Annotated in this window: 17 protein-coding genes, 3 tRNA genes and 2 pseudogenes; 9 read left to right on the top strand and 13 right to left on the bottom strand. The window is 44.0% G+C overall.

Annotated elements, in window-relative coordinates; all coding sequences use genetic code 11:
* Window position 1: 1 nt before the first annotated feature.
* Window positions 2–2,122: a TonB-dependent receptor gene (locus RJ41_RS03130; RefSeq protein ID WP_039216809.1), complete on the bottom strand. Its 2,121-nt coding sequence runs from the start codon at window positions 2,120–2,122 to the stop codon at window positions 2–4.
* A gap of 723 nt (window positions 2,123–2,845) precedes the next feature.
* Complete coding sequence (locus RJ41_RS03125) at window positions 2,846–3,460, bottom strand: TetR/AcrR family transcriptional regulator (RefSeq protein WP_039216808.1); 615 nt, start codon at window positions 3,458–3,460, stop codon at window positions 2,846–2,848.
* A gap of 200 nt (window positions 3,461–3,660) precedes the next feature.
* On the opposite strand from RJ41_RS03125, the gene RJ41_RS03120 reads away from it, so the two are divergent.
* Window positions 3,661–4,749, top strand: coding sequence for an efflux RND transporter periplasmic adaptor subunit (locus RJ41_RS03120; protein WP_240485717.1), 1,089 nt, complete (start codon window positions 3,661–3,663; stop codon window positions 4,747–4,749).
* A gap of 3 nt (window positions 4,750–4,752) precedes the next feature.
* Window positions 4,753–7,794, top strand: a complete 3,042-nt coding sequence (locus RJ41_RS03115) for an efflux RND transporter permease subunit (RefSeq protein WP_039216806.1) — start codon at window positions 4,753–4,755, stop codon at window positions 7,792–7,794.
* Between the two features lie 143 nt (window positions 7,795–7,937).
* Here the strand turns inward: RJ41_RS03115 and RJ41_RS03110 are convergent, their stop codons facing one another.
* The 3 genes and pseudogenes from RJ41_RS03110 to RJ41_RS19300 form a co-directional block, all read right to left on the bottom strand.
* The gene (locus tag RJ41_RS03110) at window positions 7,938–8,357 is read right to left on the bottom strand and encodes a CBS domain-containing protein (protein WP_039216805.1); all 420 of its coding nucleotides are present in this window, start codon (window positions 8,355–8,357) and stop codon (window positions 7,938–7,940) included.
* A gap of 207 nt (window positions 8,358–8,564) precedes the next feature.
* On the bottom strand, window positions 8,565–9,062 hold the full coding sequence (locus tag RJ41_RS03105; protein WP_039216802.1) for a M48 metallopeptidase family protein: 498 nt from the start codon (window positions 9,060–9,062) through the stop codon (window positions 8,565–8,567).
* Between the two features lie 133 nt (window positions 9,063–9,195).
* A pseudogene (locus RJ41_RS19300) lies at window positions 9,196–9,428 on the bottom strand (alcohol dehydrogenase catalytic domain-containing protein); the annotation flags it as partial.
* On the opposite strand from RJ41_RS19300, the gene RJ41_RS03100 reads away from it, so the two are divergent.
* From RJ41_RS03100 to RJ41_RS03085, 4 genes are all read left to right on the top strand, one after another.
* Window positions 9,400–9,720 (top strand): LysR substrate-binding domain-containing protein, encoded by a 321-nt coding sequence (locus RJ41_RS03100; RefSeq protein ID WP_052235386.1) that lies wholly within the window; start codon window positions 9,400–9,402, stop codon window positions 9,718–9,720. The pseudogene RJ41_RS19300 and the gene RJ41_RS03100 sit on opposite strands and share 29 nt — an antisense overlap.
* 316 nt (window positions 9,721–10,036) lie before the next feature.
* Window positions 10,037–11,281: a hypothetical protein gene (locus tag RJ41_RS03095; protein ID WP_039216799.1), complete on the top strand. Its 1,245-nt coding sequence runs from the start codon at window positions 10,037–10,039 to the stop codon at window positions 11,279–11,281.
* 11 nt (window positions 11,282–11,292) lie between these two features.
* Window positions 11,293–11,736 (top strand): hypothetical protein, encoded by a 444-nt coding sequence (locus tag RJ41_RS03090; protein ID WP_039216797.1) that lies wholly within the window; start codon window positions 11,293–11,295, stop codon window positions 11,734–11,736.
* A complete protein-coding gene (locus tag RJ41_RS03085; RefSeq protein ID WP_039216794.1) occupies window positions 11,729–13,333 on the top strand; it encodes a sensor domain-containing diguanylate cyclase in 1,605 nt (534 codons plus the stop codon). The genes RJ41_RS03090 and RJ41_RS03085 overlap by 8 nt, the downstream gene beginning before the upstream one ends.
* 224 nt (window positions 13,334–13,557) lie before the next feature.
* Here the strand turns inward: RJ41_RS03085 and RJ41_RS03080 are convergent, their stop codons facing one another.
* Both RJ41_RS03080 and RJ41_RS03075 read right to left on the bottom strand, forming a co-directional pair.
* Entirely contained in the window at window positions 13,558–14,124 is a 567-nt protein-coding gene (locus tag RJ41_RS03080; protein ID WP_039216793.1) for a cytochrome b, read from the bottom strand.
* Window positions 14,125–14,331: 207 nt separating this feature from the next.
* Window positions 14,332–15,132, bottom strand: a pseudogene (locus tag RJ41_RS03075) (SDR family NAD(P)-dependent oxidoreductase).
* A gap of 419 nt (window positions 15,133–15,551) precedes the next feature.
* Here RJ41_RS03075 and asd point away from each other — a divergent pair.
* Window positions 15,552–16,676, top strand: a complete 1,125-nt coding sequence (gene asd, locus RJ41_RS03065) for an aspartate-semialdehyde dehydrogenase (protein ID WP_039216790.1) — start codon at window positions 15,552–15,554, stop codon at window positions 16,674–16,676.
* Window positions 16,677–16,961: 285 nt separating this feature from the next.
* Here asd and RJ41_RS03060 read toward each other — a convergent pair whose 3' ends face one another.
* Together RJ41_RS03060 and RJ41_RS03055 are read right to left on the bottom strand one after the other, a co-directional pair.
* Window positions 16,962–18,152 carry an OprO/OprP family phosphate-selective porin gene (locus tag RJ41_RS03060; RefSeq protein ID WP_240485716.1) on the bottom strand — a complete coding sequence of 397 codons (1,191 nt, stop codon included), beginning with the start codon at window positions 18,150–18,152 and terminating at the stop codon, window positions 16,962–16,964.
* Between the two features lie 163 nt (window positions 18,153–18,315).
* A complete protein-coding gene (locus RJ41_RS03055; protein ID WP_039216786.1) occupies window positions 18,316–19,332 on the bottom strand; it encodes a 2-dehydropantoate 2-reductase in 1,017 nt (338 codons plus the stop codon).
* Between the two features lie 220 nt (window positions 19,333–19,552).
* Here RJ41_RS03055 and RJ41_RS03050 point away from each other — a divergent pair, with 220 nt between their 5' ends.
* Together RJ41_RS03050 and RJ41_RS03045 are read left to right on the top strand one after the other, a co-directional pair.
* Window positions 19,553–20,722, top strand: coding sequence for a patatin-like phospholipase family protein (locus RJ41_RS03050; protein ID WP_039216784.1), 1,170 nt, complete (start codon window positions 19,553–19,555; stop codon window positions 20,720–20,722).
* A 236-nt stretch (window positions 20,723–20,958) separates the two neighbouring features.
* Complete coding sequence (locus RJ41_RS03045; RefSeq protein WP_014976038.1) at window positions 20,959–21,393, top strand: hypothetical protein; 435 nt, start codon at window positions 20,959–20,961, stop codon at window positions 21,391–21,393.
* Window positions 21,394–21,580: 187 nt separating this feature from the next.
* Here the strand turns inward: RJ41_RS03045 and RJ41_RS03040 are convergent.
* The 4 genes from RJ41_RS03040 to RJ41_RS03025 all read right to left on the bottom strand — a co-directional run bounded on the left by RJ41_RS03040 (window position 21,581) and on the right by RJ41_RS03025 (window position 23,283).
* Window positions 21,581–21,671 (bottom strand) — tRNA-Ser (locus tag RJ41_RS03040).
* Between the two features lie 122 nt (window positions 21,672–21,793).
* Window positions 21,794–22,849 (bottom strand): quinolinate synthase NadA, encoded by a 1,056-nt coding sequence (gene nadA, locus RJ41_RS03035; RefSeq protein WP_024016000.1) that lies wholly within the window; start codon window positions 22,847–22,849, stop codon window positions 21,794–21,796.
* Window positions 22,850–23,093: 244 nt separating this feature from the next.
* A tRNA-Lys gene (locus RJ41_RS03030) sits at window positions 23,094–23,169 on the bottom strand.
* 38 nt (window positions 23,170–23,207) lie between these two features.
* Window positions 23,208–23,283, bottom strand: a tRNA-Lys gene (locus RJ41_RS03025).
* Between the last annotated feature and the right edge of the window lie 19 nt (window positions 23,284–23,302).

Genomic DNA, 23,302 nt, shown 5'->3' with positions numbered 1-23,302 from the left:
TTTAGAAAGAACCAATCAGTGATAGACGCGCATTAATTGGCGCACCTACTGTTACCTGATGAGTAGAGTGTGCATTCGGGAAGTAAAGCGTATCAGTTAGGTTTTCAACGTTTAGCTGAAGACGTGTCTTGTCGCTAAGTGTGTAGTACGCAGATGCATCTACGCGCGTATAGCTAGGCAGTACAGGCGATGTAGCACTTGTCGATACTTTACTTTCGTCTTGGTATGTTGCGCCAATGCCGAAGCCAAATACTTCATTCACTTCATACGTTGTCCATACCGACATGGTATTTTCAGGTAGCTCACGAAGCTCTACTCCGCTTGCATTTTCGCCGTCTAGGTTGCTGTAGTTTGCAGTAACGTACCACTTATCAGTGATATAACCTTGAAGCTGAAGCTCAAAACCTGATACATCTGAGTCGACTTCTACGAAGCTTTCTGCATCGTTAGGGTCGTTATCAAGTGACGTTTGCTCATTTTCAAAGATAGCAGCCGTAAAGCTCATGCTGTCACTGAAGTCCCACTTAATACCAATTTCTTGGTTAGTGAAGGTATCTGGGTCAAGCGCGTCTGCATCACCGTTGATATTCGCATACTGCTCGCCACTGCGTGGTAGGAATGACTCACTGTAGCTCGCATAAATTGAGATATTCTCTTGTGGCTTGTAAACAAGGCCCGCACGCGGTGATACTTCTTCATCTTTTCTGCTGCGCGTTTCAGCTGCTTTAACGTTAAACACCTCAATATCGAAACTATCGAAACGCGCGCCTAGCACTAGGTCGAAGTTTTCTGATAGTGCAATTTCGTCTTGCACGTAGAAAGAGTAAACGTCCAAGTCTACATGGGTGTCATCGTTTAATGTGTTGTCCACACCATTATAGAATGTAGCAGTAACTGCATTACCTGCACTGTTTACACCGCTCAGTCCTCTGAAATTAAGAGGACGAGAAACATTAAACATCTCCTGATCGTTTCGCAGCGTACCTTCAGGGTCATTAGCACCTACACGAGAATCGAATTCTGGGTTATAACGGTCTTGGTTTGACTTGGTATTAATAACCTCACCACCAAAGATAACCGTATGCTCAATACTGCCAGTTGCGAACTCGCCTACTAAGTTTGAAGACAAGATAAGGTTTTCACGCTGAGTAGTATCTACATAACCGTCAAGGGTTACTACTTCAGTGTCGGCGTCATAAGCCGCGGCGTAAAAGTTTGAGTAAACTTTATCGTAGTCACCGTAAAAAGCGTTGAAGTTACCTTTCAGGTTATCTGAGAAAGTGTGCTCAACGTTTGCACGGAAAACATCAGCGCCCAGTGTTTGATAGTTATTATCTGGGTCACCAAACACGATTTCTTCAAACGCTTCTACTGGTTCGCCGTTTGCCGTTGGTACACCACGGTCAATGAAACGCTCATGATCGATATATTCGTATGACACATCAACAATGGTGTCATCGCTCAATTCAAAACGTGCAGTTGGGTTAAAGCCATAGCGATCGCCATAATAGAAGTCACGGTGGTTATCCAAGCTTTCGTACATAGCATTAATGCGGAGCGCAGATTTGTCGCCTGTATCAACGTTTGTATCTAGTTGAAGGTTGTAAGCACCAAAGGTGTTAGCAGAAACGTTATAGTTTACGAATTTGTCGCCCGTTTTCGCCTTTTTAGATACACGGTTTAAAATACCGCCTGTACCGCCTCGGCCGAATAGCAGCGCGTTCGGACCACGAAGAATCTCTACCTGCTCAACATTGTAAAGTGCACGATAGTATTGAACGTCGTCACGGTTGCCGTCTATATAAAAGTCTGCAGTAGAGCGCACACCACGGAAGACTACAGAATCTCGGTGACCTTCACCTTGAGAAGTATTAACACCTGGCGTGTAATCAATAATTTGACCAACGCTTGTAATACCGCGAGCCGTAATTTCCTCAGCGGTAATGATTGACAAGCTTTGTGGAACATCAATGATAGGTGTAGGGCTTTTGATAGAGTTCGACTGATTAACAGAAAGGTACTTGCCTTCCACTGTTAGTCTCTCAATATCTTCCATATCGGCAGCAAATACAGCAGGGCTCAACATGATCGCAGTAGCAATGCTCGTAAGTTTGAATTTCAAAATTGCTCTCCAAGTGTTCTTCAAAGTGTAATGTGTTTATTTGCAACCTTGGTTTTTATTATTTGGCTACGCTTTTTTCGGTCGCTAGCTTTGCCAAGCCGCTTAACTGTTCTTTTGCTTTGCAATTGCAAATAATAATAGTTGCTATTTATGGTCTGGATAATATAGAAAAAATGACAAAATGACGAGAGCAAATACTGCAAAACTTTAAAACTCTTTATAACTTTTCTTAATTGACGTCTGAAATATCGGCACTCCACCCCAAAAAAGAGCAATAAACATACAAATCCGTCGATTTTGCTAGAGAAGTTTAAAAAAGATTAATTGAAGGAAGCACTCTGAATTTGCGTTGTACTTTCAATATATCAGCGTTACTTCCTACAAATTACTCCCCTTTAGTTCCGACAACTGAGCCAGATAGCAGCAAGCATTTCGTAAAAAATAATTTATCTTTAAGATACTTTTAACAAGCCGCTTATTTTGCCAAACAGATGGAACACTTCAAATATATAGACCCTGCTGAACTGACGCCGCCATGAAAGGAAGGTAACGATGAGATGGCACCTTTTAGCCTGTTGCTGCCATCAAGGTACTTGCTATGACGTTGTGAGATAGACGCTGTTAGGGCTTTTGGAAAAAAGATAGTGAGATATTTAAGTAACGCTTCAATAGCATATTCAGAACGTGTACTAACTTAAGGGCATTTCTAATAAATACTAGCCGTTACGCAGTAGCATAACGTCCCAGAATTAGCGCAGCTGTATTTTGCGCTACACCTTTTTTGTCATTATCGCTAAGCGTATCTTCGATTTTGAACAGCTGAGGCCAAAAGCACTGCCCTTTTACTAGGCTATCAATTTCATCAACAACGCGATCTAAGTCGTCAAAGGCAAGCTTCTTATCTGCTTTCGCATCTTTAAGGAAGCGATGCATTGCCGTTTCTTGAGCTTTCAACTGTGCAACTTCATCTTTGAGCTTTTCCGGCTCGTAAAAGAAATGGCCAATAGCTACACGCGCTAGGTCTAAGTGGGATTCGCTTACCATAAACTCAATGTCTTGTAAGATAAGGTCTTCTAGTTGCTCACCTAACGGAAGCGCGCTGTTGTATGTTTTATTTATATTGAGAATTGCGGTTTGCCACTGCTGCGTAACCAAGTGCATCACCAACTCTTCCTTGGTAGAAAAGTGGTTATACACTGTGCGCTTCGACACATTCGCCAGTTCGGCCAGCTTATCCATACTGGTACCGTTAACGCCAAACTCTTGGAACGCTTGCGTTGCTGCCTGAATAATGGCTTCGCGCTTAATGTCACTGCGCGTTCGTGTGTTGCCTACCATATCGAAGTTCTCAATAGTACTTAATCCTTATCATATTCCAGCCATTTTACACCGAACAGTTTACTTTTCAATGCGACCACACTAAAATGCACTAACTAGTTTACTTTAGATAGCAACCGCGTTTTTACATTAAACCAACCTGCTACCTAATGTTCACACTTTCAAACTTCATTTACCCTGACAATGGATTACTCATACCTATGTCCGTGATGCGATTTTCTCATATTCTATTTCTAAGCGTTTTATTAGCTACAACTTTAAGTGCTTGCTCTTCAGAAGAGCCTGTTGAGCAGCAATCAAATGCAACTCCTCGCTTCGTAAAGCTTGCTACGGTAAGCAATATACCTAATTTCGACGAATTCACTTTTCCCGCCGTTGTTTCTGCGGTTAAGACCGTAGATTTGAGCTTTGAAGTTTCAGGTCGCCTTATTCAAACCGACTTAGTAACAGGTAGCGATATTGAGAAAGGAAAGTTGCTGGCGACTATCGACCGTAAACCGTTTGAGCGTCGTGTTGAAGAATCGAAAACACGCCTAGATCAGGCAAAACGCGAATTAGATAGAATTGAAAAGATGTTCGCCCAAAAGTTAGTTGCACAAAGCTCGCTTGATAGTGCAAAAACATCTTACGAACTAGCGGTTATCGACTTAAAAAATGCCGAGCAGGATTTAAGCTACACACAACTTTATGCCCCTTTCAACGCAAAAGTGTCTCAACGCCTAGTTGAAAACAACAGCTTTGTTGCTGCGGGTACCCCCATTGCTCGCCTGCAAGATGTATCTAAGATTTACTTCAACATTAACGTACCCGAGCGTTTGCTCACCGCCAATATTGGCCGTGGTATCAAACAGGCAAGCGCCACATTGGCCACCAATCGCAGCCAATGGTACCCGGTGAACTACGTAGAGCACTCTACTCAACCCGACCCTGTGTCGCAAACCTACGAAGTGGTGTTTGCCATGGAGCCCCGCGAAGAACTCCCGTTAACGCCAGGTGCACGCGCAGTGGTAAGAGTAAGCCTACAAGGTAGTCTATATCCAGAAGGTTTTGTTGTGCCCGTAAGAGCACTCGTAGGTAACGCGGATTCAGGCTTTGCCGTATGGGTATACAGTGAAGAAACAAACACAGTTACCAAGCAAGCTGTAGACGTTAAGCATATTGAAAATGAGCTAGCAATTATCGAGAGTAATAGCCAAGTTGAAATCACACTTGGTCAGCAGGTGGTTGCTGCTGGGGCAACACAAATGCGTGCAGACATGAAAGTGCTTCCCTACCAAGGAGAGAAGTAGTTTATGGATATTGCACGCTATTCAATTGATAAACCCGTCAACATTTGGTTAATGGTAGTTATCCTGCTTTTAGGCGGCATTTTGGCTATGAGCAAAATTGGCCGCCTAGAAGATCCGGCGTTTACTATCAAACAGGTAAAGGTTTACACCAGCTATCCTGGAGCCAGCGCTGAAAAAGTGGAGCGTGAAGTTACCGAGCGCTTAGAAATTGCCATCCAGCAAATGCCGCAGTTAAAAGAAGTGACGTCTGTTTCATCGCCGGGATTGTCTGAAATTACGGTTGAAGTGAAAAGCACGTACGATAGTAACCTGCTGCCACAAGTTTGGGATGAATTAAGAAAGCGCCTTCGAGACACTGCCAGTTCACTGCCCACAGGCGCACAAGACCCCATTGTGTTCGACGATTTTGGTGATGTATACGGTCTTTACTATGCGTTAAGTGCGCCGGATTTTGATACACGGGAACTTCGCGAGTTTGCCCGTATAATACGCCGCGACCTGCTTACGACAGAAGGCGTAGCCAAGGTTAATGTGACAGGCGTTCAAAAAGAACAGATTGTGGCGTATATCAACCCATACCAACTAGCGGGCTTGGGCATTTCCTTCCCTGATCTCGCTGCCCTCTTTGAAGATAACTTAAGGCCCTTTAACGGTGGCCGTATTAAAGTGGACGAAAAGAATGTACGTCTAATTGTAGAACGTGCACCAGACAGGCTTGAAGAAATATCTAACCTTTCTGTGGTAGTGCCGGGCACTAACCGTTCACTTAGAGTTGCCGATATTGCCACATTGAAATTAGAGCCTGCGGACATACAGCCCGTTCATGTGCGCTACAACGGCGAAGAAGCTCTTACGCTTTCTGTATCGGCCTTGACCGACGTTAACATTGTTGATGTGGGAGAACGCGTTAACGCAAAAGTGGAAAAACTACTTCAAGAGCTTCCTGTCGGTATTACGCTAACGCCAATTTATGATCAGGCTTCGGTGGTTGATGAGTCGGTAACCGGCTTTATTAATAACCTTGTCATGTCAGTCGCCGTAGTTACTCTAACCCTGTGTTTATTCATGGGGTGGCGCTCGGGTGTGGTAGTTGGCTCAGTGCTACTTGTTACCGTGCTAGGTACGATTCTTGTTATGTGGCTGATGGATATTCAGCTTCAGCGCATATCCCTTGGTGCCATGGTTATCGCCATGGGTATGCTAGTAGATAACGCTATCGTGGTTGCTGAAGGCATGATGCTTCGCATGGCCACCGGCTCCACAGCTAAAGAATCAGCCAGCTTTATTGTTAAGCGCACGCAGTGGCCGCTACTTGGCGCAACCGTTATCGGTATTGCGGCGTTTTCAGGCATAGGTCTTTCAAACGATGCCACCGGCGAGTTTCTTTACTCATTGTTTGCCGTAGTCTTAGTTTCCCTAATGATTAGCTGGGTATTAGCAGTAACTTTAGTGCCTGTTCTCGGCGCGTATTTCTACCGCAAAGGTATGGGTCAGACTGCAGGCAACGAAATATCAGCATCGCAGCGCTGGTTTAAAAGCGCATTACTTGGTGCACTTAAACTTCGCTGGGTAACTATTAGTGTACTTTTTGTCATCACTATTGTGGCTTATGGAAGCTTTGGTATGGTAAAGCAAGGTTTTTTCCCACCATCAAATGCGCCGCTATTCTTTGTACATTATTGGGGCCCGCAAGACAGAGACATTCGTGCCACTGAAGTGATAGCAAAAGAAGCGGAAGCGCGTATTTTAGCCATGGAAAACGTCACGGCTGTAACCACCTTTATTGGGCAGGGTGCAGACCGTTTCACCCTCACTTATGCGCCTAAAAGCGCTAACGAAAACTATGCTTTTTTCATGGTTCGGGCGAATAAACTGGATAACATCCCTGCTATTCAAGAGAAGCTTAGAAATAAACTTACCGACCTAGATTTCGACGCTAACTTCTACATGGAACGAATGCAGTTTGGGCCCGGATCTGGTGCAAAGCTAGAAGCAAGGTTTTCTGGTCCAGATACTGAAGTGCTTCGTGAATTAGCAGAACAAGCTAAGGCCCTGCTATTTGCTGACGGAAAAGTTAAAGATGTAAGACACAACTGGCGAGAAAAAGGTTTTGCCATCAACACGCAGTTTGATAACTACAACGCAGGTATTGCTGGCGTGTCACACAATGATTTTAGTCAAACCATACAATATGCAAGTAGCGGCGTTCAGCTAGGTACGGTGCAAGACGGTGACTACGCTTACAATATCATCGCAAAGATGGGCAAGGCAGAAGATACCGAGCTGCAGTCAATACGCGAATCACAAGTATGGTCTACGCAACAGCGCCAATACGTGCCTTTCACCCAAGTGTCACAAGGCTTAGAGCTAATGACTGAAGAAATGCGTATTCATCGTCGCGACCGTGTGCGCACCATTACCGTAGAAGCGGAGCCCGGTGATGATGAAACGGCTGCTAAAGCCTTGGCTAGAATTCGCCCGCTTATTGAGGGTATAGAACTTCCAACTGGATATTCATTGGAATGGGGCGGCGAATTTGAAAGCTCTAGCGATGCACAAAAAGCTTTGGGCGCAGGCTTGCCTGCAGGCTTTTTAGTCATGTTTATTATCTCGGTATTGCTGTTTGGTCACGCTCGCCAGCCACTGATCATTTGGCTTGTGGTACCTATGGCTGTTGTAGGTGTTGTTACAGGCCTTCTTAGTACAGATATGCCGTTTGGCTTTATGTCGCTTCTCGGCTTTTTGAGCTTGTTCGGTATGCTTATTAAGAACGCTATTGTACTTATTGAAGAAATAGACCTTCAGATAGAAGAAGGACTCGCCATTCGACAAGCCATTGTAGAGGCTACTATCAGTCGTGTACGCCCCGTTTCACTGGCGGCAGTCACGACCATCTTAGGCATGGCGCCGCTGCTGTTCGACGCCTTCTTTGCTGACATGGCTGTGACGATTATGGGCGGGTTGGCGTTCGCCACGGTACTTACGCTTATCGCTGTGCCCGTGCTTTATAGCCTTATGTTTAAAGTTAGCTATCGCAAAAGCTAAGGCTCAGAAACTAATGGTCTCTTTATCAAAGTATTTATGTACGATGGTAGAGAGGCCACTTCTTTTTTAGCTATGTTTATACTATTAACACAGACGTGCAGATATAAACGCAAACGCGCCGATATTGATGCAAACGCGGCAAACTAGCGCTTAGCCTCTACCCTACTTTGCATAAACTTCATTACATCTCGCCACGACACCATGCCAACCGGGTGCTTATTTTTATCAATGATGGGAATGCAGGATATTTTATATGTATTGAACAGCTCAATGGCCGCGAATACTGAATCAGTGGGATTTAGCGTAATCACCTCGCGGGTCATGATTTGATGGGCACGTTTATCAAGCGTTGCGCGATCAAGCATTCGCTCACTTAACGTGTCGACGAAAGGGCTAACTGATTTCATTAAGTCTCTATCAGATATAATGCCCTGAAGCTTATTATCGTGAACCACAACCAAGTGATGAAACCCCGTTGCTGCGAATAGCTCTCTTAATGACTGCAAGCTGTCGTCCATGTGCACACTGACTACACGAGTAGACATAATTTTGGCAATGCTCATCAAGTCTCCTTTTTACTTTCACTCTACTTCTTCGCATTAGCATTAGGCTCAAACGATTGTAAATGGTAGCCCTAACTCAATATATTAGCTCAGTATTTTAACAGGGTACGTTAACTCAGTATCTCAGCTCAGGGTATTAGCTTTGAAAAATCATCTCAGTAGTCCGGCACATAACATTTTCAAATAGATACTGGCTGATTATTGACATCAAACATATGGATTATCGCCCATGGCCACCGCCACGCAGAATAACCTCAAGTCTAGCTCAAGCTGATGATAATCAGGCTCCATGTAGCAACAAAGTTTATAGAACGCTTTGTTGTGATCCTTTTCTTTAAAGTGCGCCAGCTCATGAACTACCAGTGCTTTTAACAGAGGCTCTGGTGCATAGAGTAAAACGTTGTTAATGGCTAAGTCGTGTTTGCGCGTTTTACCTTGCATACGGTAAGTATGCGTACCTAACGCATTGGTAACCATATCCCCTTGTTTCTTAAATGCTGCCCGATCAAATGGTGGCGCATTTTTTAAGAACTGCTTTTTAAATTCTGTCGCGTACTGGTAAAGCAGCTTATCTGTAGTTATATCATGGGCTTTGGGATATTTTTTCAACAAGTAGCTTTTTAACCGATTGTCCGAAATTAGCTGTAGGGCTTGTTCTACAACAGTTGAAGGGTAGCCATTGAAAAACCGAGCATATTCGTTCACGTTTATCTCTCCTTTGCAGGAAGAATTATAAAGCATTTACACTATGTAGATAGCACTGACTTTTGTGATCCGGCTCTTTTAGATAAAAGTTACAAATGAAAATAAGCCACAGTAAAGGTTACTGCGGCGAAAGGTGTGCTACGGGACCAACCTCGGCCAACATTTTCTCGGCAAGTGAGCCTTGTAAATCGCCAAGACCACCGGCACAGCCCACCTACTTTTTAGTCTGTAACGCCTTCAACAACAGCTTCAACAGTGCCCGCGAAGTCCATTCCCAGGGCCCCATCAGGTAATTGTGGAGCAAAAGGTTAATTCAGCACCCGATTGACGAATCATCATGTCAATTGTGCTAACGCTGCTTGCTGATGATAAACGCTTTATTGTGGCGTCGAAAAGCCATAATGAAAAATACGGTAAGCCAGAAACGCCATCCGACTTGAAACAACACAAAATAGTTAGCCTTACCGGCTTAGAAGTGTGGGACTTTAAAGCCAGCCAAGGTGTCAATTCTATTAAAACGCCTAATTACTTGCGTATGGACAATGGTGAAGCGGTGCGCGACGCCTGTATTCAAGGCTGTGGTATTACCCTTACCGCTACGTGGTGCAGCTACCCTTATTTAGAAAGTGACGAGTTAGTGCAAATAGTGCTGGATTAACCTCTCGCTACCGATTGTGCATTATGGGCAGTGTATCTAGTAACCGTTTATTAGCGCCTAAGGTTCGTGCATTCATTGATTTCTTAGCTGAACGTTTTAGTGGTACTCCGTATTGGGACGAAAAGCTGAACGGCACAGTTACTTAGGACTATCTCATTCTAAGAGAACTGTTTTTTGTCATTCTGTTAATTTACAAAACAAAACACCAACTTTTCAGTAGCTTCCTCGTTTCTATACTATGCTTGTACTAAAGTAAAATTGTCAAAACAATGCTTTTCCGGCAACATTTAACGTAGATTTCAAATTGGGTAATACAATGATGAAAAAGCCGTACTTGTTCTTCACGGCCATCTTCAGCCTGCTGCTAGCTAACGTTGCAGCAGCAGAACAAAGCAAACTTAAGATTAGCGGCTTTGGTACGCTTGCAACGGCCACAGCAGATACACGCACTTATCAATTTCGCACCGACCGTTCACAAGCAGAATCTGCAAAAAAGGGGGGCTTTGCGTTTAAGCCTTTAAGCCTTATTGGCGTGCAGCTTGATTACAGCCTGTCAAACAATCTCGACTTTGTAGGGCAATTTGTTTATCGAGAGCAAGATGAGCAGGACATAGACTCAATAACGCAGATGGCTTTTTTGCGCTATGACGTAACGCCTTCGTGGCAGGTCAGAGCAGGAAGACTTGCAGCCGATATCTTTCATTTTAGTGATACCAGAGACGTATCTATAGCCTACCCTTGGGTAAAAGTACCCACGGAAGTTTACGGCATTGTCCCGGCTAGAAGCCTTGACGGCGCAGATATTCGTTACTTAAAACGTTATGATAGCTTCAACCTATCGGTAAAGGGTTTTTGGGGTCAAGGAGAAAGCGACTTTTCAAGTAGGGACTTTGAACCTATCACCTTTGAAAATTTGCGCACGCTGGGCATTGAATTAACCGCTTTTGATTGGAGCGTAGCGTTAAAACACACACGCACTGAAGCTGATAACGATAATTTCGATATAGCACAAATCAGCGCTGCTGTAGAGTTATTACAACCTTTTTGGAGTGGAGCGGCTGACTTTTCAGATTCACTGCGACTGCGCGACGCAACTATTCAATATACCTCTATTTATGCCAGCAGATATTTAGGTGACTGGGAAGTGTCCGGTGAACTTTCGCATATTGATTCAGAATCTGTCGCACTAAGACCCTCTTATAATGGTTTTCTAAATATTAGTTATCTTTACGGTGCGCATACCTTTTACGGTCTATTTTCTTTTGCAGAAACTGATACCTATTTTCTTAGCGAAGAACAGTCTGAATTTCCCATCATTCCTGCAACCGCTCAACTAGCGATGTTTGTTGAAGAAGTGGCCAGCACACTGGCTCACCGACAGAAGACATTCTCAGTGGGCTGGCGCTGGGACCTACGAGAAAACCTAGCGTTTAAAGCACAAGTTGAACGAACTGATGTAAAAGCTAGAGGGACAGGGCTTCGTGCCCGTGATGGTTTAGTCGTTGACGATGAAGGCGGTGTAGCACACACCTTATTCCTCGCCTTAAGTTTTAGCTTTTAAGGGGAATGAACATGAGTTTGTTTAAACACTTCCCCTTAATTATAGGCTTAGCGCTTTTTATGTATAGCGCGGCTTCTGCGGCACAATCACAAGAGAGAATTGTTGTAGTGACCAACCTTAACAATGATGTGCAGGTACTGGACAAAAAAGGCTTAATTGACCTATTTATGGGTAAATACTCAGCGTTTCCAAATGGCAAAGAAGCCACGCCGATAGACGTAGAATTAGATGCCGAACTGAAAAGCCAGTTCTATAAATCTTTGGTAGGTCTCCCCCTTGCAAGGGTAAATGCGTATTGGTCACGACTTAAATTCTCTGGCCGCGTTAAACCTCCTGCGGTAGAGCAAACTCTTGACGATATCAAGCTAAGGCTTGAGGAAGATGAGTCGGCGCTAGCTTATGTATATGAGTCGACTGTGACAAACAGTATGAAGGTAGTGTATCGTTTTGATTAACATACAAGGTCTAGGTTTTCGTTTCTCGCTATTTTTAGTCGTAGCTGCAATGTTGGTAGTGCTTACTACCGCTGAATTCTTTTATCGCGTGACTTACGAAAACGAGATAAAAGAAGCGAACAGGGATATAGAAGAGCTTTATCAAACCGTAGCTGCAACCGCATCCATCGCGGCTTTTTTAGAAGATGAAGACTTAGCCAAAGAAGCCATTAATGGTTTAGTTAAAACTGACAAAATTCTAGCGGCCTCTATCAAAAGCGACGCCCTTTACTACCAAACAAATGTAACTGAAGCTATCAACAAAAACACTGAATCCCGGGTGTTTGTGGTCAGGCACCCCTTTATGCCGGAAGAGGCAGTAGCTGAAGTTAACGTTTATCCTAATTTCGAGTACATCATTAACCAGGCAGAAAAAACCAGTATCGACAACAGCTACTCACTGTACGCTGAAGCCTTGGTAGTTGGTATAGTAGCCTTGATAATCACCTACTACATTATTATTTCCCCTATGTTACGAGTTGGCCGCTCTCTACACCAAATCACGCCTGGAACATCGCAGAGGATCCCTATCCCGAAATATCACTCGCGCAGTGAAATAGGTAAACTCGTTTACGACACCAATCAACTGCTAAATAAAGTTGAAGAGCAATTCACGCAGGAACGTCAGCTAAGAGAAGAAATAGAGTTTCTTGAAAAGCGATTTAGAATGCTGTTTGAGAACGCCAAAACTGCAACAGTATTAATGGCCGAGAATGGTACGATAGCGCTTCGAAACGACGCATTTAATGATTTGGTAGAGAAGACGGAGCTTGGAATAAAGCAAGGCTATGGCGAACTGTTAGGCGAACTATTCGAAACACCAGAAGCAATGAAAGCTGCACTTAAAGAAACCTTCGCGCGAAACGAGTTTGCGACAGGAGAGTACAAGCTAAAGAGTAGCTCAAATGATAGTGCTATTTGGGTCCAACTTATTGCCAGCCCATTACTCACAGAAGAAGGTGAACGTTACTACCAGCTTACGTTAAATGATATATCGAGCCGTAGACAAGAGTTACAAAAGCTTGCCCTACAAGCAGATTTTGACGCGTTAACAGGTATCTACAATCGAAATGGCGGTGAAAAGCTCATAGCCAAACTCATGAGAAAGGAACACCAGTTTGCGTTAGCTCTGATCGACCTTAACGGATTTAAAGCAGTAAATGATATCTACGGTCACGATGCGGGTGACGAGGTTCTCATTTTTGTTGCTGAGCAATTAAAAGAAAAAATACGCAAAAACGATGTCGCTATACGTTGGGGCGGCGATGAATTTATGTTGTTACTGCAAGCGGATGATGAAGAGTCTGTTAAACGGGTTATAGAGAAAGTGAATGCTGGCGTTAAACAACCTTTTTATTTTAATAACGATAGTAAGCCGACTGTGGTCTCTATGAGCGTTGGTGTCTCCTTCTACCCTAATACTAGTAGCAATATGCATGCATTGATAAAACTCGCTGATATTGCCATGTATAAAGCAAAACAAAATAAGATAGCCTCACCTGACGACTATCTTATCTTTGTCGACCAATGCCGGCTCGACGATGAAAATATAGAATAAAATGTTAATACTTTCCTAGCATTCTACTTTCAATACTCTTACGCGTTGTAATTTTAGCGCCTTCTTCGCTTGTGCCTAATTCACTGCGCGGGGGCCAACAATAAAAAAGGTAGTTTTGCGCCTTTCTAACATACAAAAGCCGAGTTATCAGATAACTCGGCTTTCTTTTTCATCTTCGCGCTATTAATCACTCAATAGTACGGCGTATCTAAGTGCGTCACATATTATTCACTAATTGTTTTACCCAACATACGCTTTAACGTGCCGTCTTTATCGATAATATGGTGCTTAAGTGCGCCAGCGATGTGTAGCGATAAGGCGACAATTACGGTGTATCCTAAATAGAAGTGAATCGCTCCACCCAGCTTAGACAGCTCGTAATTGATAGGCAGCGTTTTTTCAGGATCATCAACACTATAGTTAGGCGCAAAAACTTCTATTCCAAAAACAGATAAGCCATGCCCACCGAGTACCGAGGCCATCAGACCTGATATAGGCATCATTAATGTTGCGATGATCAAAACCCAGTGAACGATAGATGCGAGCTTATGCTCTATCGGTTTGTAGTTAGCAGCTGCGATGGGCCAGCCGTTTTTCATACGCCATATTACGCGGGGTAACGCAACAAATAAGATGATAAAGCCAATAGCCTTGTGCCATGGATAAAGCGCATAAACGCCATTTTCTGACATGTAAATGCCGGTAGCGAGTAACCCGATAATGGTTAATCCCACCAGCCAGTGTAAAAATACGGTTGTCGTAGCAAATTTGTTGTGGCTATCGTACTGCATGCTTCCCTCACTTTCTTTCCATGTTAAGAACTACATCATTCATCTAACGTATCTCAACATTTTATAATCCCTCACAGATTGTAAGGGACCACTTATAAATATTGAAGCAATTTGTAGACCTACTTTTCACTAACAAGATGTTTGAAGTTTTTGCCTATTTAATCAAAGCGTGAAATAGAGAAGCTAATTTTTCAGCGCATCAAAAGGTTAATGCGCAGCGATGATGGCGTCTAATTCGGTAATTAGCATCTTAATATGGGAAGGTTCATTAGCAAACGAATGTGGCGCTGCAAAGGTATTATGATCATTATCAAAATAATCTCCTGCTACATCGGCAAAACGATCAGAGAAAGCGGCATCCACAAAAATTTGTGCGCCAACCTTTAGGTCGCCCCCAGCAATACCGTAAGCGCTTTTCACCATTTTGCTACCCATAAGCGACTTCGGATTTACCGATACCATTTTAGGGCCACTATTTTTGTATTTGCTGCCCAAGTTCATGGCCCACATGGTGATCGCTAGCTTGCTTGGCGCGTAGGCAGCACCATCTGACAGCTGAATTTCACCACGTAACGCGCTCCAATTAACAGGCGCCTGTGCTGCCGATGACACCTTTATCACTCTGCTTTGTGCATCCATTACATCGATTAACCCTAAAATGAGCATATAAGGCGCGATGGTGTTCACCATAAACCTTGCATCTAGGCCTGAGTTTGTGACGGGGTTGTCCACCTTAAATACGCCGGCATTGTTTATTAATACATCTAGATGCTTGTTTTTGGCTTTCACTGCAATTGCGAGCTTCCTAACATCATCAAACGAAGCTAAGTCGGCTTAAACAGTATCAAACGAACTTCCTTGAAATTGAGCCTCTAACGCACCTTTTATATTTTCAAGTTTTGAGTTACTTCTACCGTCTAAAATTACGTTGTGCCGTTCTTTGCCCAACATCTTTACCGTCTCCAGACCAATGCCATCAGTGGCACCTGTAATCAATACTGTCTTCATTATTGCTCTCTACCCGTTAATTCTCTTAAAAAACTCTGACTCAATCTTTCTTGTAATTAATTGCCTGACTTTAAGTTATCAATAATGCCTAAACTAGATAAGCGCAGGTTTCGTTAAAGCAGCTTCAAGGTAATCTATATAATAAACAGCTTACATTTTAATCGTGTTTTAAAATGCTTATATCAGCGATAGATTATTTATAAAAACCATCTAGCCAGCGGGATAAATAACACTTAGACTGCAAAGACAAAAATAAAAACGACAGGTATTGCGCCAGTGCGCTAGGCACGCGGCGCTCGACATCACTTTTATGTTTTTCCAATACACGCCAATTAATGAAAAGGTCTGGGTATTGACCAATTTTTACAAACATAAGTGATGAAGTACTTTTCATTTTAGTAACAAGGGTTCTCAATTTAATGTCACAACAAAAAGTAGGTTTAGTGGGCTGGCGCGGTATGGTTGGCTCAGTATTAATGCAGCGCATGCAAGAAGAGCAGGATTTCGCGCACATTGAGCCCACCTTTTTCACCACCTCGCAGAAAGGTAGAGCAGCACCAGATTTTGCTGGTAAAGATGCTGGTGTTCTAGAAGATGCGCACGACATCGAAGCACTATCTAAACAAGATATCATTATTACTTGCCAAGGCGGTGATTATACAAAAGCAGTTTATAATGACCTTCGTGCATCAGGCTGGAATGGCTACTGGATTGACGCAGCTTCAGCGCTTCGTATGAAAGACGATGCCGTAATTATTCTAGATCCAGTAAACCGTAAAGAAATTGATAGTGGCATTGAAAAGGGCATTCGTACCTACGTAGGTGGAAACTGCACGGTTTCCCTTATGCTTCTGGCACTCGGTGGCCTGTTTGAGAAAGACTTGGTTGAATGGGCTTCGCCAATGACCTATCAAGCCGCTTCAGGTTCAGGTGCACAGCACATGCGTGAGCTAATCAATCAAATGGGTGCAATTCACAGTAATGTGAAAGCTAAAGTTGAAGATCCTGCTACCGCGATTTTAGAAATTGACCAACAAGTGTCTGAGTTTATTCGAAGCGCAGACTACCCTAGTGAACAGTTCGGTGTTCCGCTTGCGGGTAGCTTAATCCCTTATATCGATTCGCAACTACCTTCAGGTCAAAGCCGTGAAGAGTGGAAAGCCCAAGCCGAAGCAAACAAAATTCTAGGCATTAAAGGCGGCGAAGTACCGATTGACGGTATTTGCGTACGCGTTGGCGCTATGCGCTGCCACAGTCAGGCGATTACACTTAAGCTTAAGAAAGACTTGCCTGTAAGCGAAATTGAAGAGATTCTTGCGGCTCACAATGAATGGGTAAAAGTTGTTCCAAACGACCGCGAAGCGACCATGCAAGAGCTCACGCCAGCGAAAGTGACCGGCACGCTATCTATTCCAGTTGGCCGTATTCGCAAATTGACTATGGGCCCAGAGTATATTTCGGCATTTACTGTAGGCGATCAGCTATTGTGGGGTGCCGCAGAGCCGCTTCGCAGAATGCTGCGCATTGTGCTTGAGCAAAAGTAACGACAAGCCAATAGCTAATTAATCTGAATTTAGAGCGCCTTACTGTGTCGTTACACGCAAGGCGTTTTTTATCAGGCTATAAAAGCCAATAAAGGCGCCCCACTTTCTGCCTTCATCACATGTTCCGCAGAAAATATTCCCATCATTGCCCTGACGGCTAACGCCATGCAGCAAGATATCGACAACTTTTACGCGGAAGAATTGATGCCCATGTGGGCAAGCCCGTAGACAAGGCTCGCCTTGTTAACACATTAGGTGAGTTTCTTGCTCGCCCGGCGTGAGTAGTTAAAAACTGACGTCCCACTGCAGAGAGTAGATGGTCTCGTCCCCTACTTCAGTATCGAACTGATCCAGTGAAACCCTGCTTACCTCTGCGGTTAGTTTGTTTTCGTGGCCGTTAAAAAAATAGTTGAATGCTACTGTCTTTTCAAAAAAGCGTTCGTCTTGTTCACTGTCTCGGGGCGAATAGGTCCCGAAGCGTGCAGCCATTTCAAGGGGCTCTGGCCACCAGCTGATTGATTCACTCAAAAAATAGCCCGCCTGCACATAATAGCCGCGCAGCGTAGTTTCTCTATTGTTGTCCGCTAAATCCACAATATCTTTTTCATGATATTCCGCTTGAGCATTAAACCCTTTATAAAAATAGGCACCATCAATCACAAACTGCTGAATGTCGTACTGACCTTCGATCTCGCCCGCACTAAAGTTGGCTAAATTACCAGCGCCAGACGATGAAAAACGCGTAAACTGGCTTTTGAACTTCGCCCCTGCTATTGCTAGAGCTGCTTTGGGGGTACCTGTTCGTTTAATGTCACTGTTTTTAAACCCGACAGACTCACCTAAGAAATTCCACTGTAATCGCCCTGTATACATATTCTCGCCATCGTGATTGCTATAATCACCACGGCCTGAGCCATTGAATACTCCTACCCAGTAATTGAAATTGGCCGCGCCTGGGCCATCAAAATTACCGTATAGGGATGCCCCCATTTGCCTATCTAGCGTAAATATTCTGTTGATGATTGAACGATCCATCATTTGCTGGCCGCCACTGCTAACACTGCGCTCTCTGGAATACTCGACTTTCCACTGACCAACCTTAAACCGAAGCGCGTCATACTTTTCAAAGGATAGTGTAGCGGTCAGGGTGCGCTGATCGACAGCATCATATTCCACACCATATTTAATCCAAGGCAAACCAATGTGACCGTCTAACTTGACCCGCGCCCTGTTAACGCCAAATTGATTACCGGCGTTATGCTCAAAGTCAGCACGCTCGGTAGGCTGGCTTATACCGGGATTGGCATAGCGAAACTGAAGTCTACCGCGCACGCGTAGTGAGAAGGTATTGTTGTCGCTTTGAAATGAAAGGCCGTTGCCATTGTATTGAGAGAACGTTGCGCTAGATTCACGCTCGACATCAACCTCAGACGCTAAAACCGTCGTATGGAAAAGCGACGCACATAAAGTACTCAACAGAAGACAAGAAGAAAAACGATTTTGGAAAAGCAAAGCACACTAAATATAACGGAAGTTTGCACGCAGGATATATAATTTAGTATAGGAATCAAGTCCTCTGACATAAAAATGACACAAAACTGTAATATTTAACGTTGAAATACACCGTTAGATAGACCTTTCACTTGAACAGTAAAGCATTTGCCGGTAAGTGAGGACTTCCTTTCTGAGCAACTTCGTGTTGTTTGATCAGGTTAACAATATGCTTATTCACTGGCGTAGCTATGTGATTTTTTTCACCGAGCCTGACTATCTCGCCGTTCAAATAATCAATTTCCGTTCGTCGCCTCAGCGCTAAATCTTCAAACATTGATGAACGTGCTTCCGGATCTATTTTAAGCGTAGATGAAGCCACCACATTGAATAAAAAATTAGGTAGCTTCATAATTTTTGGCATCAGTTTGGGAATGACCTTACCGGTTCTTGCTGGTGTAATTCCTTCCGCTTTTAACACTGCTAACGCCTCGGACAACACCTTTGCCACAACCAACCTGTATTGCCTATCCCCTAGCTGAGATTTTAGCGGTATACCCGACAGTGCATTGACCGCGTTATTCAAGTTCATAATGAGTTTGCCATACTGTACAGCTTTCATATCGTTATAAACCGTAACGGGTAACGACGCGTTGTTAAGCGCTTTTATGATGTCACTACATTGGTTGTTGGGATCTTCAAGGGCAATATTACCTTCAGTACCACAGTGAAAATGGCCGTTACCTTTATAAAAAACATTGAAAGGCACCATACCTGCAATTACGCATTGTTTTATGTGCTGGCGAAGCAGGTGTGCATTACCCACTCCGTTTTGAAGACTGACTACGACTGCAGATTGCTTTGCATGCTGATTGATTATCGCAGCAGCCTGCTCAGTATCTTGGCTTTTAACGCAAAGCAAAATGACGTCAGCATCAACTAAACTATCGTTCTCAATTGAAAAAGCGATATGCTCAGGCTTTGTTAGCTGCTCACGCCCTTGCCAATCCGTTACTTTAAGACCATTGGCAGTAATATCATCATATAAACGCTGACGGCCAATGAGCGTAAGCGCATTAGCGGCACTCAATGTGGGGTCAGAGGCTAACAGGCAGCCCGCTACATAACATCCAATACTTCCCGCACCTAACACGGCAATTTTCATTATTGACTCCCAATGAAAGTTTAGCTTTCAACACTTTGTTAGACTGCGATTAAACGATCAAAATGTAAACACAAAAATCACAATGAAATAACAAAAAGTGTTTCAGTATCAGTTATTTCCTATCAGTCCGATTTATTCTTTCAATTTTCTCCGGCGTCGTGATCTCCCTACAATTAGACCAAGTAGTCAATTTATAGTCATGGTCAAATAGAGGGTTATCATGTCGGATCAACAATCTGCTCCTTCTCTCGCTTATTCAAAAGCACACAATGCTGAAATGTCGAACAATGGCAAAGTTGCCTTGGTTGCGGAAGGTGGTGGACAGCGAGGAATTTTTACGGCAGGCGTACTCGATACATGGTTAGACGCCGGACACGACCCTTTCGATATTCTTATTGGCACCTCAGCAGGCTCACAGAACTTAACGAGTTTTGTGGCGCGTCAAAAAGGCTATGCAAAGCGTCTTATTCGCGGCTTAACTCGACACAAACGCTTTTTCCAAATGGGAAGAGGTTTAATGGGCAAACATATTGTCGATTTAGACTGGTACTTTGACAAAACCCAAGAAGCGAACCGTTTACTTGATCTTGATACTGCGAAGGCGAATGTTGCGGACAGAGAAATTTTATTTACCGCCACAAATTCCAGAGACAGACAGGCGTATTTTCTCGATCCAATGAAAAGTACTCACAACTGGGTCGATCTTATCAAGGCTTCGAGCGCCCTCCCCTTACTTTACAAACAGGGCGTACCGCTGCACTTTGACGTCGAGACGAAACAGGCAGCCAATACCGATTTCTTTCTAGACGGTGGCTTGGCTGCACCGTTGCCTGTTACCGAAGCATACAAGCGCGGCGCGACGAAAATCGTAGTTATTCGCACCGTAGATAGAGGCTTTCAAGTACAGTCGCCTTGGCTACAAAAGTTAAGCGCGGTAATGTGCGCAACGGGCACGTGCCCAAAGACCATCGACTATCTGCTGCAGCACGAACAAGCGTATCAAAAAGAATTGGCATTTATTGAAAACCCGCCAGAAGGCGTAGAGGTTATTCAAATTTTTGCGTCAGATAAGCTTCAAAGTAAATTGTTAGGTAGTACAGACGCACAACTTCGTCATGATTATAAGCTTGGTAAGCAAGCTGGAAGTGCCTTTTTAGAAACCGAAAACAAAGTCATTGCTTACCAGCTAGAGGAAAACAGACAGCCTGTTGCTCCGCTTTTCGATGTAACTGATACCCCCAAGGGCATGCATAGTAAAGACAGCGCTAAGTATAGTGTGAAATCAGAACATGCTGCATTAAATGGTAAACGTCCAATTAAGTTGCCTTTCCCAGCACGTCGAACAGGCAAAATAGATAAAGTAGACAAAGAAAATAGGATCTCCGCGTAGCCCGTTTACTCATTTGATAAAGGGTGCTTGGCAGCAGGTGCCTTTTCTCTATTTTGCTACTCTTTCAGTAATATTTCTGTGTTATTTCGGTGCTATTTCGGAGCTTGGTTCGCCATGTTTACATAATGACTTAGCAAGCTCCTCTCCCGTTCTTGCCTCTATTGGCGGCAAACGGGTTGACATTGTCTGGCAGAATATTTATAACGCGCTCACCCACATAATCATTAAATGTAACCATGTCAGAATTATCAACACCCGTAAAACAAACTGAAGCCCATAAACTTATCGACAGCCTATTGAAGTCGAACGACCCAACTGCTGATCTAGATAAGATTGCTGAAGAATTCAACATTGCGAACTGGGGACAGTCTAACGCTGTTTCTGCTGATTTATACTCAGCAGTTAGAGACTTGCTTGGCAAAGGCGTTGTGACTGGTAATGACCTAGTTTCTGGAAAAGACACCATGGACCCGATTGTACATAAAGTACAAGCGGAGACAGAAAAGCTTATTGCTAACCCAAGTGATGCAGACGCTGATCGCGTTCAAACGTTTGTACTTGGCTTCCTACGCACGTTCGTGAGCCAATTACTTCACCCAGGTACAAAGAAAGCGATTTACGCGAAAAAGCTTCCTGACCTAATCAAGCTTCACCAGCAAATTGCGAAGTAATTAGCAGCGGCGCGACATCACAGATGAAAAGCTATTAGCTTTAGCATACCAGCGTCGCAACAATTGCGTTTAAAAAGAAACCCGCTTCATAGCGGGTTTCTTTTTACGTAAGCGAAAAGTGTCCGCGCATCATCCAGCGCTGATCGGTAGGCACAAAAAAACCGGCCTAAAGCCGGTTCTCAGTATTTGGCGGAGAGAGAGGGATTCGAACCCTCGATACGCTATAAACGTATACACACTTTCCAGGCGTGCGCCTTCAGCCACTCAGCCATCTCTCCAAATTTTGTATCAAGAAGATTTCAACGACGAAAACCCTCGAGCGCGCGTATAGTAGGTAAAGCCGCGCGCTTAATCAAGAACTTGCTGGAAAATATTCAGCAAGTGCTTATAAAACGTGCGCTTATAGCCCGCCTTTCGCTTTTAACTCGGCTGAGAAGTTAAGCATGCGATCAAGTGGAATGAGTGCACCTTTACGCAATTCATCATCAACAAAGATTTCATGCCCATCGGTTTCGCCCGTTAAAGACGCCTTAATCGCTTCTAAGCCGTTCATTGCCATCCAAGGGCAGTGAGCACAGCTTTTACACGTAGCGCCGTTACCGCCCGTTGGAGCCTCTATAAACGTCTTCTCTGGAGTAAGTTGTTGCATCTTGTAAAAGATGCCTTTATCGGTAGCAACAATAAAGGTGTCGTTATCCATGGTTTGCGAGGCTTTTATCAATTGACTGGTTGAGCCAACTGCATCTGCCATTTCTACCACGCTTGCGGGTGATTCAGGGTGAACCAGTATCGCGGCATTTGGATACAGTGCTTTCATGTCTGCTAGTTTCTGTGCAGAGAACTCGTCGTGAACGATACACTCGCCCTGCCACATTAGCATGTCGGCACCCGTTTGCTTGGCAATGTACGAGCCTAAGTGTCGGTCAGGGCCCCAAATGATCTTTTTGCCCTGGCTGTCTAAGTGCTCAACAATTTCCAGCGCGATGCTTGAGGTCACTACCCAATCAGCGCGCGCTTTTACTGCCGCTGATGTATTTGCGTAAACCACTACAGTGTGGTCAGGGTGCTGATCACAGAATTCGCTAAACTCTTTTACCGGGCAACCAATATCAAGCGAACACGTTGCTTCAAGTGTTGGCATTAGTACGGTTTTTTCCGGGCTAAGAATTTTCGCCGTTTCGCCCATAAAACGAACGCCAGCAACAATTAACGTTTGCTCTTCTACATCTCTACCAAATCGCGCCATTTCCAATGAGTCTGCCACGCAGCCACCAGTCTCTTCAGCTAGTGCCTGAATTTCATGGTCGGTGTAATAGTGTGCGACAAGCACAGCGTTACGGGCTTTAAGTAAAGCTTTGATCTCAGCCTTTAATTCAGCTTTACGTGCTTCTGACAATGGCTGTGGTTTTGCTGGGAACGGGTACTCTACCTGATCCACTCGAAATGCTACTGACATTAACCTACATCTCTGTTGCGACAAGGGTGCGGATTATACCCAACTGTCATAAAAATTACACACTACCTAATCAACATAAGGGTAATTAAATAGTCGTAGTTATGCTTACCTGTTCTACTACATGGGGTTAGGTAAACCAGATCAAAGTGCAAATGAGACGAGTAGCGTTTTAAAACGCAATAAGCATTGGTGTTTTGTACTGAGGAGATTATTTAAAAAAGGAATATTTGAGTTTGAGACTTGATGGTGGGTCGTGCTGGATTCGAACCAGCGACCAATTGATTAAAAGTCAACTGCTCTACCAACTGAGCTAACGACCCATCAAGTGACACACAGATAAGTTTCGCAATTCAAATGATGGTGGGTCGTGCTGGATTCGAACCAGCGACCAATTGATTAAAAGTCAACTGCTCTACCAACTGAGCTAACGACCCATCATTTGATGCTAGGAGA

Source organism: Alteromonas marina, from assembly GCF_000808575.1.
In the GTDB taxonomy this organism is placed as follows: domain Bacteria; phylum Pseudomonadota; class Gammaproteobacteria; order Enterobacterales; family Alteromonadaceae; genus Alteromonas; species Alteromonas marina_A.
The sequence above is the reverse complement of the archived record's forward strand: the minus strand, read 5'-3'. Positions and strand labels throughout refer to the sequence as shown.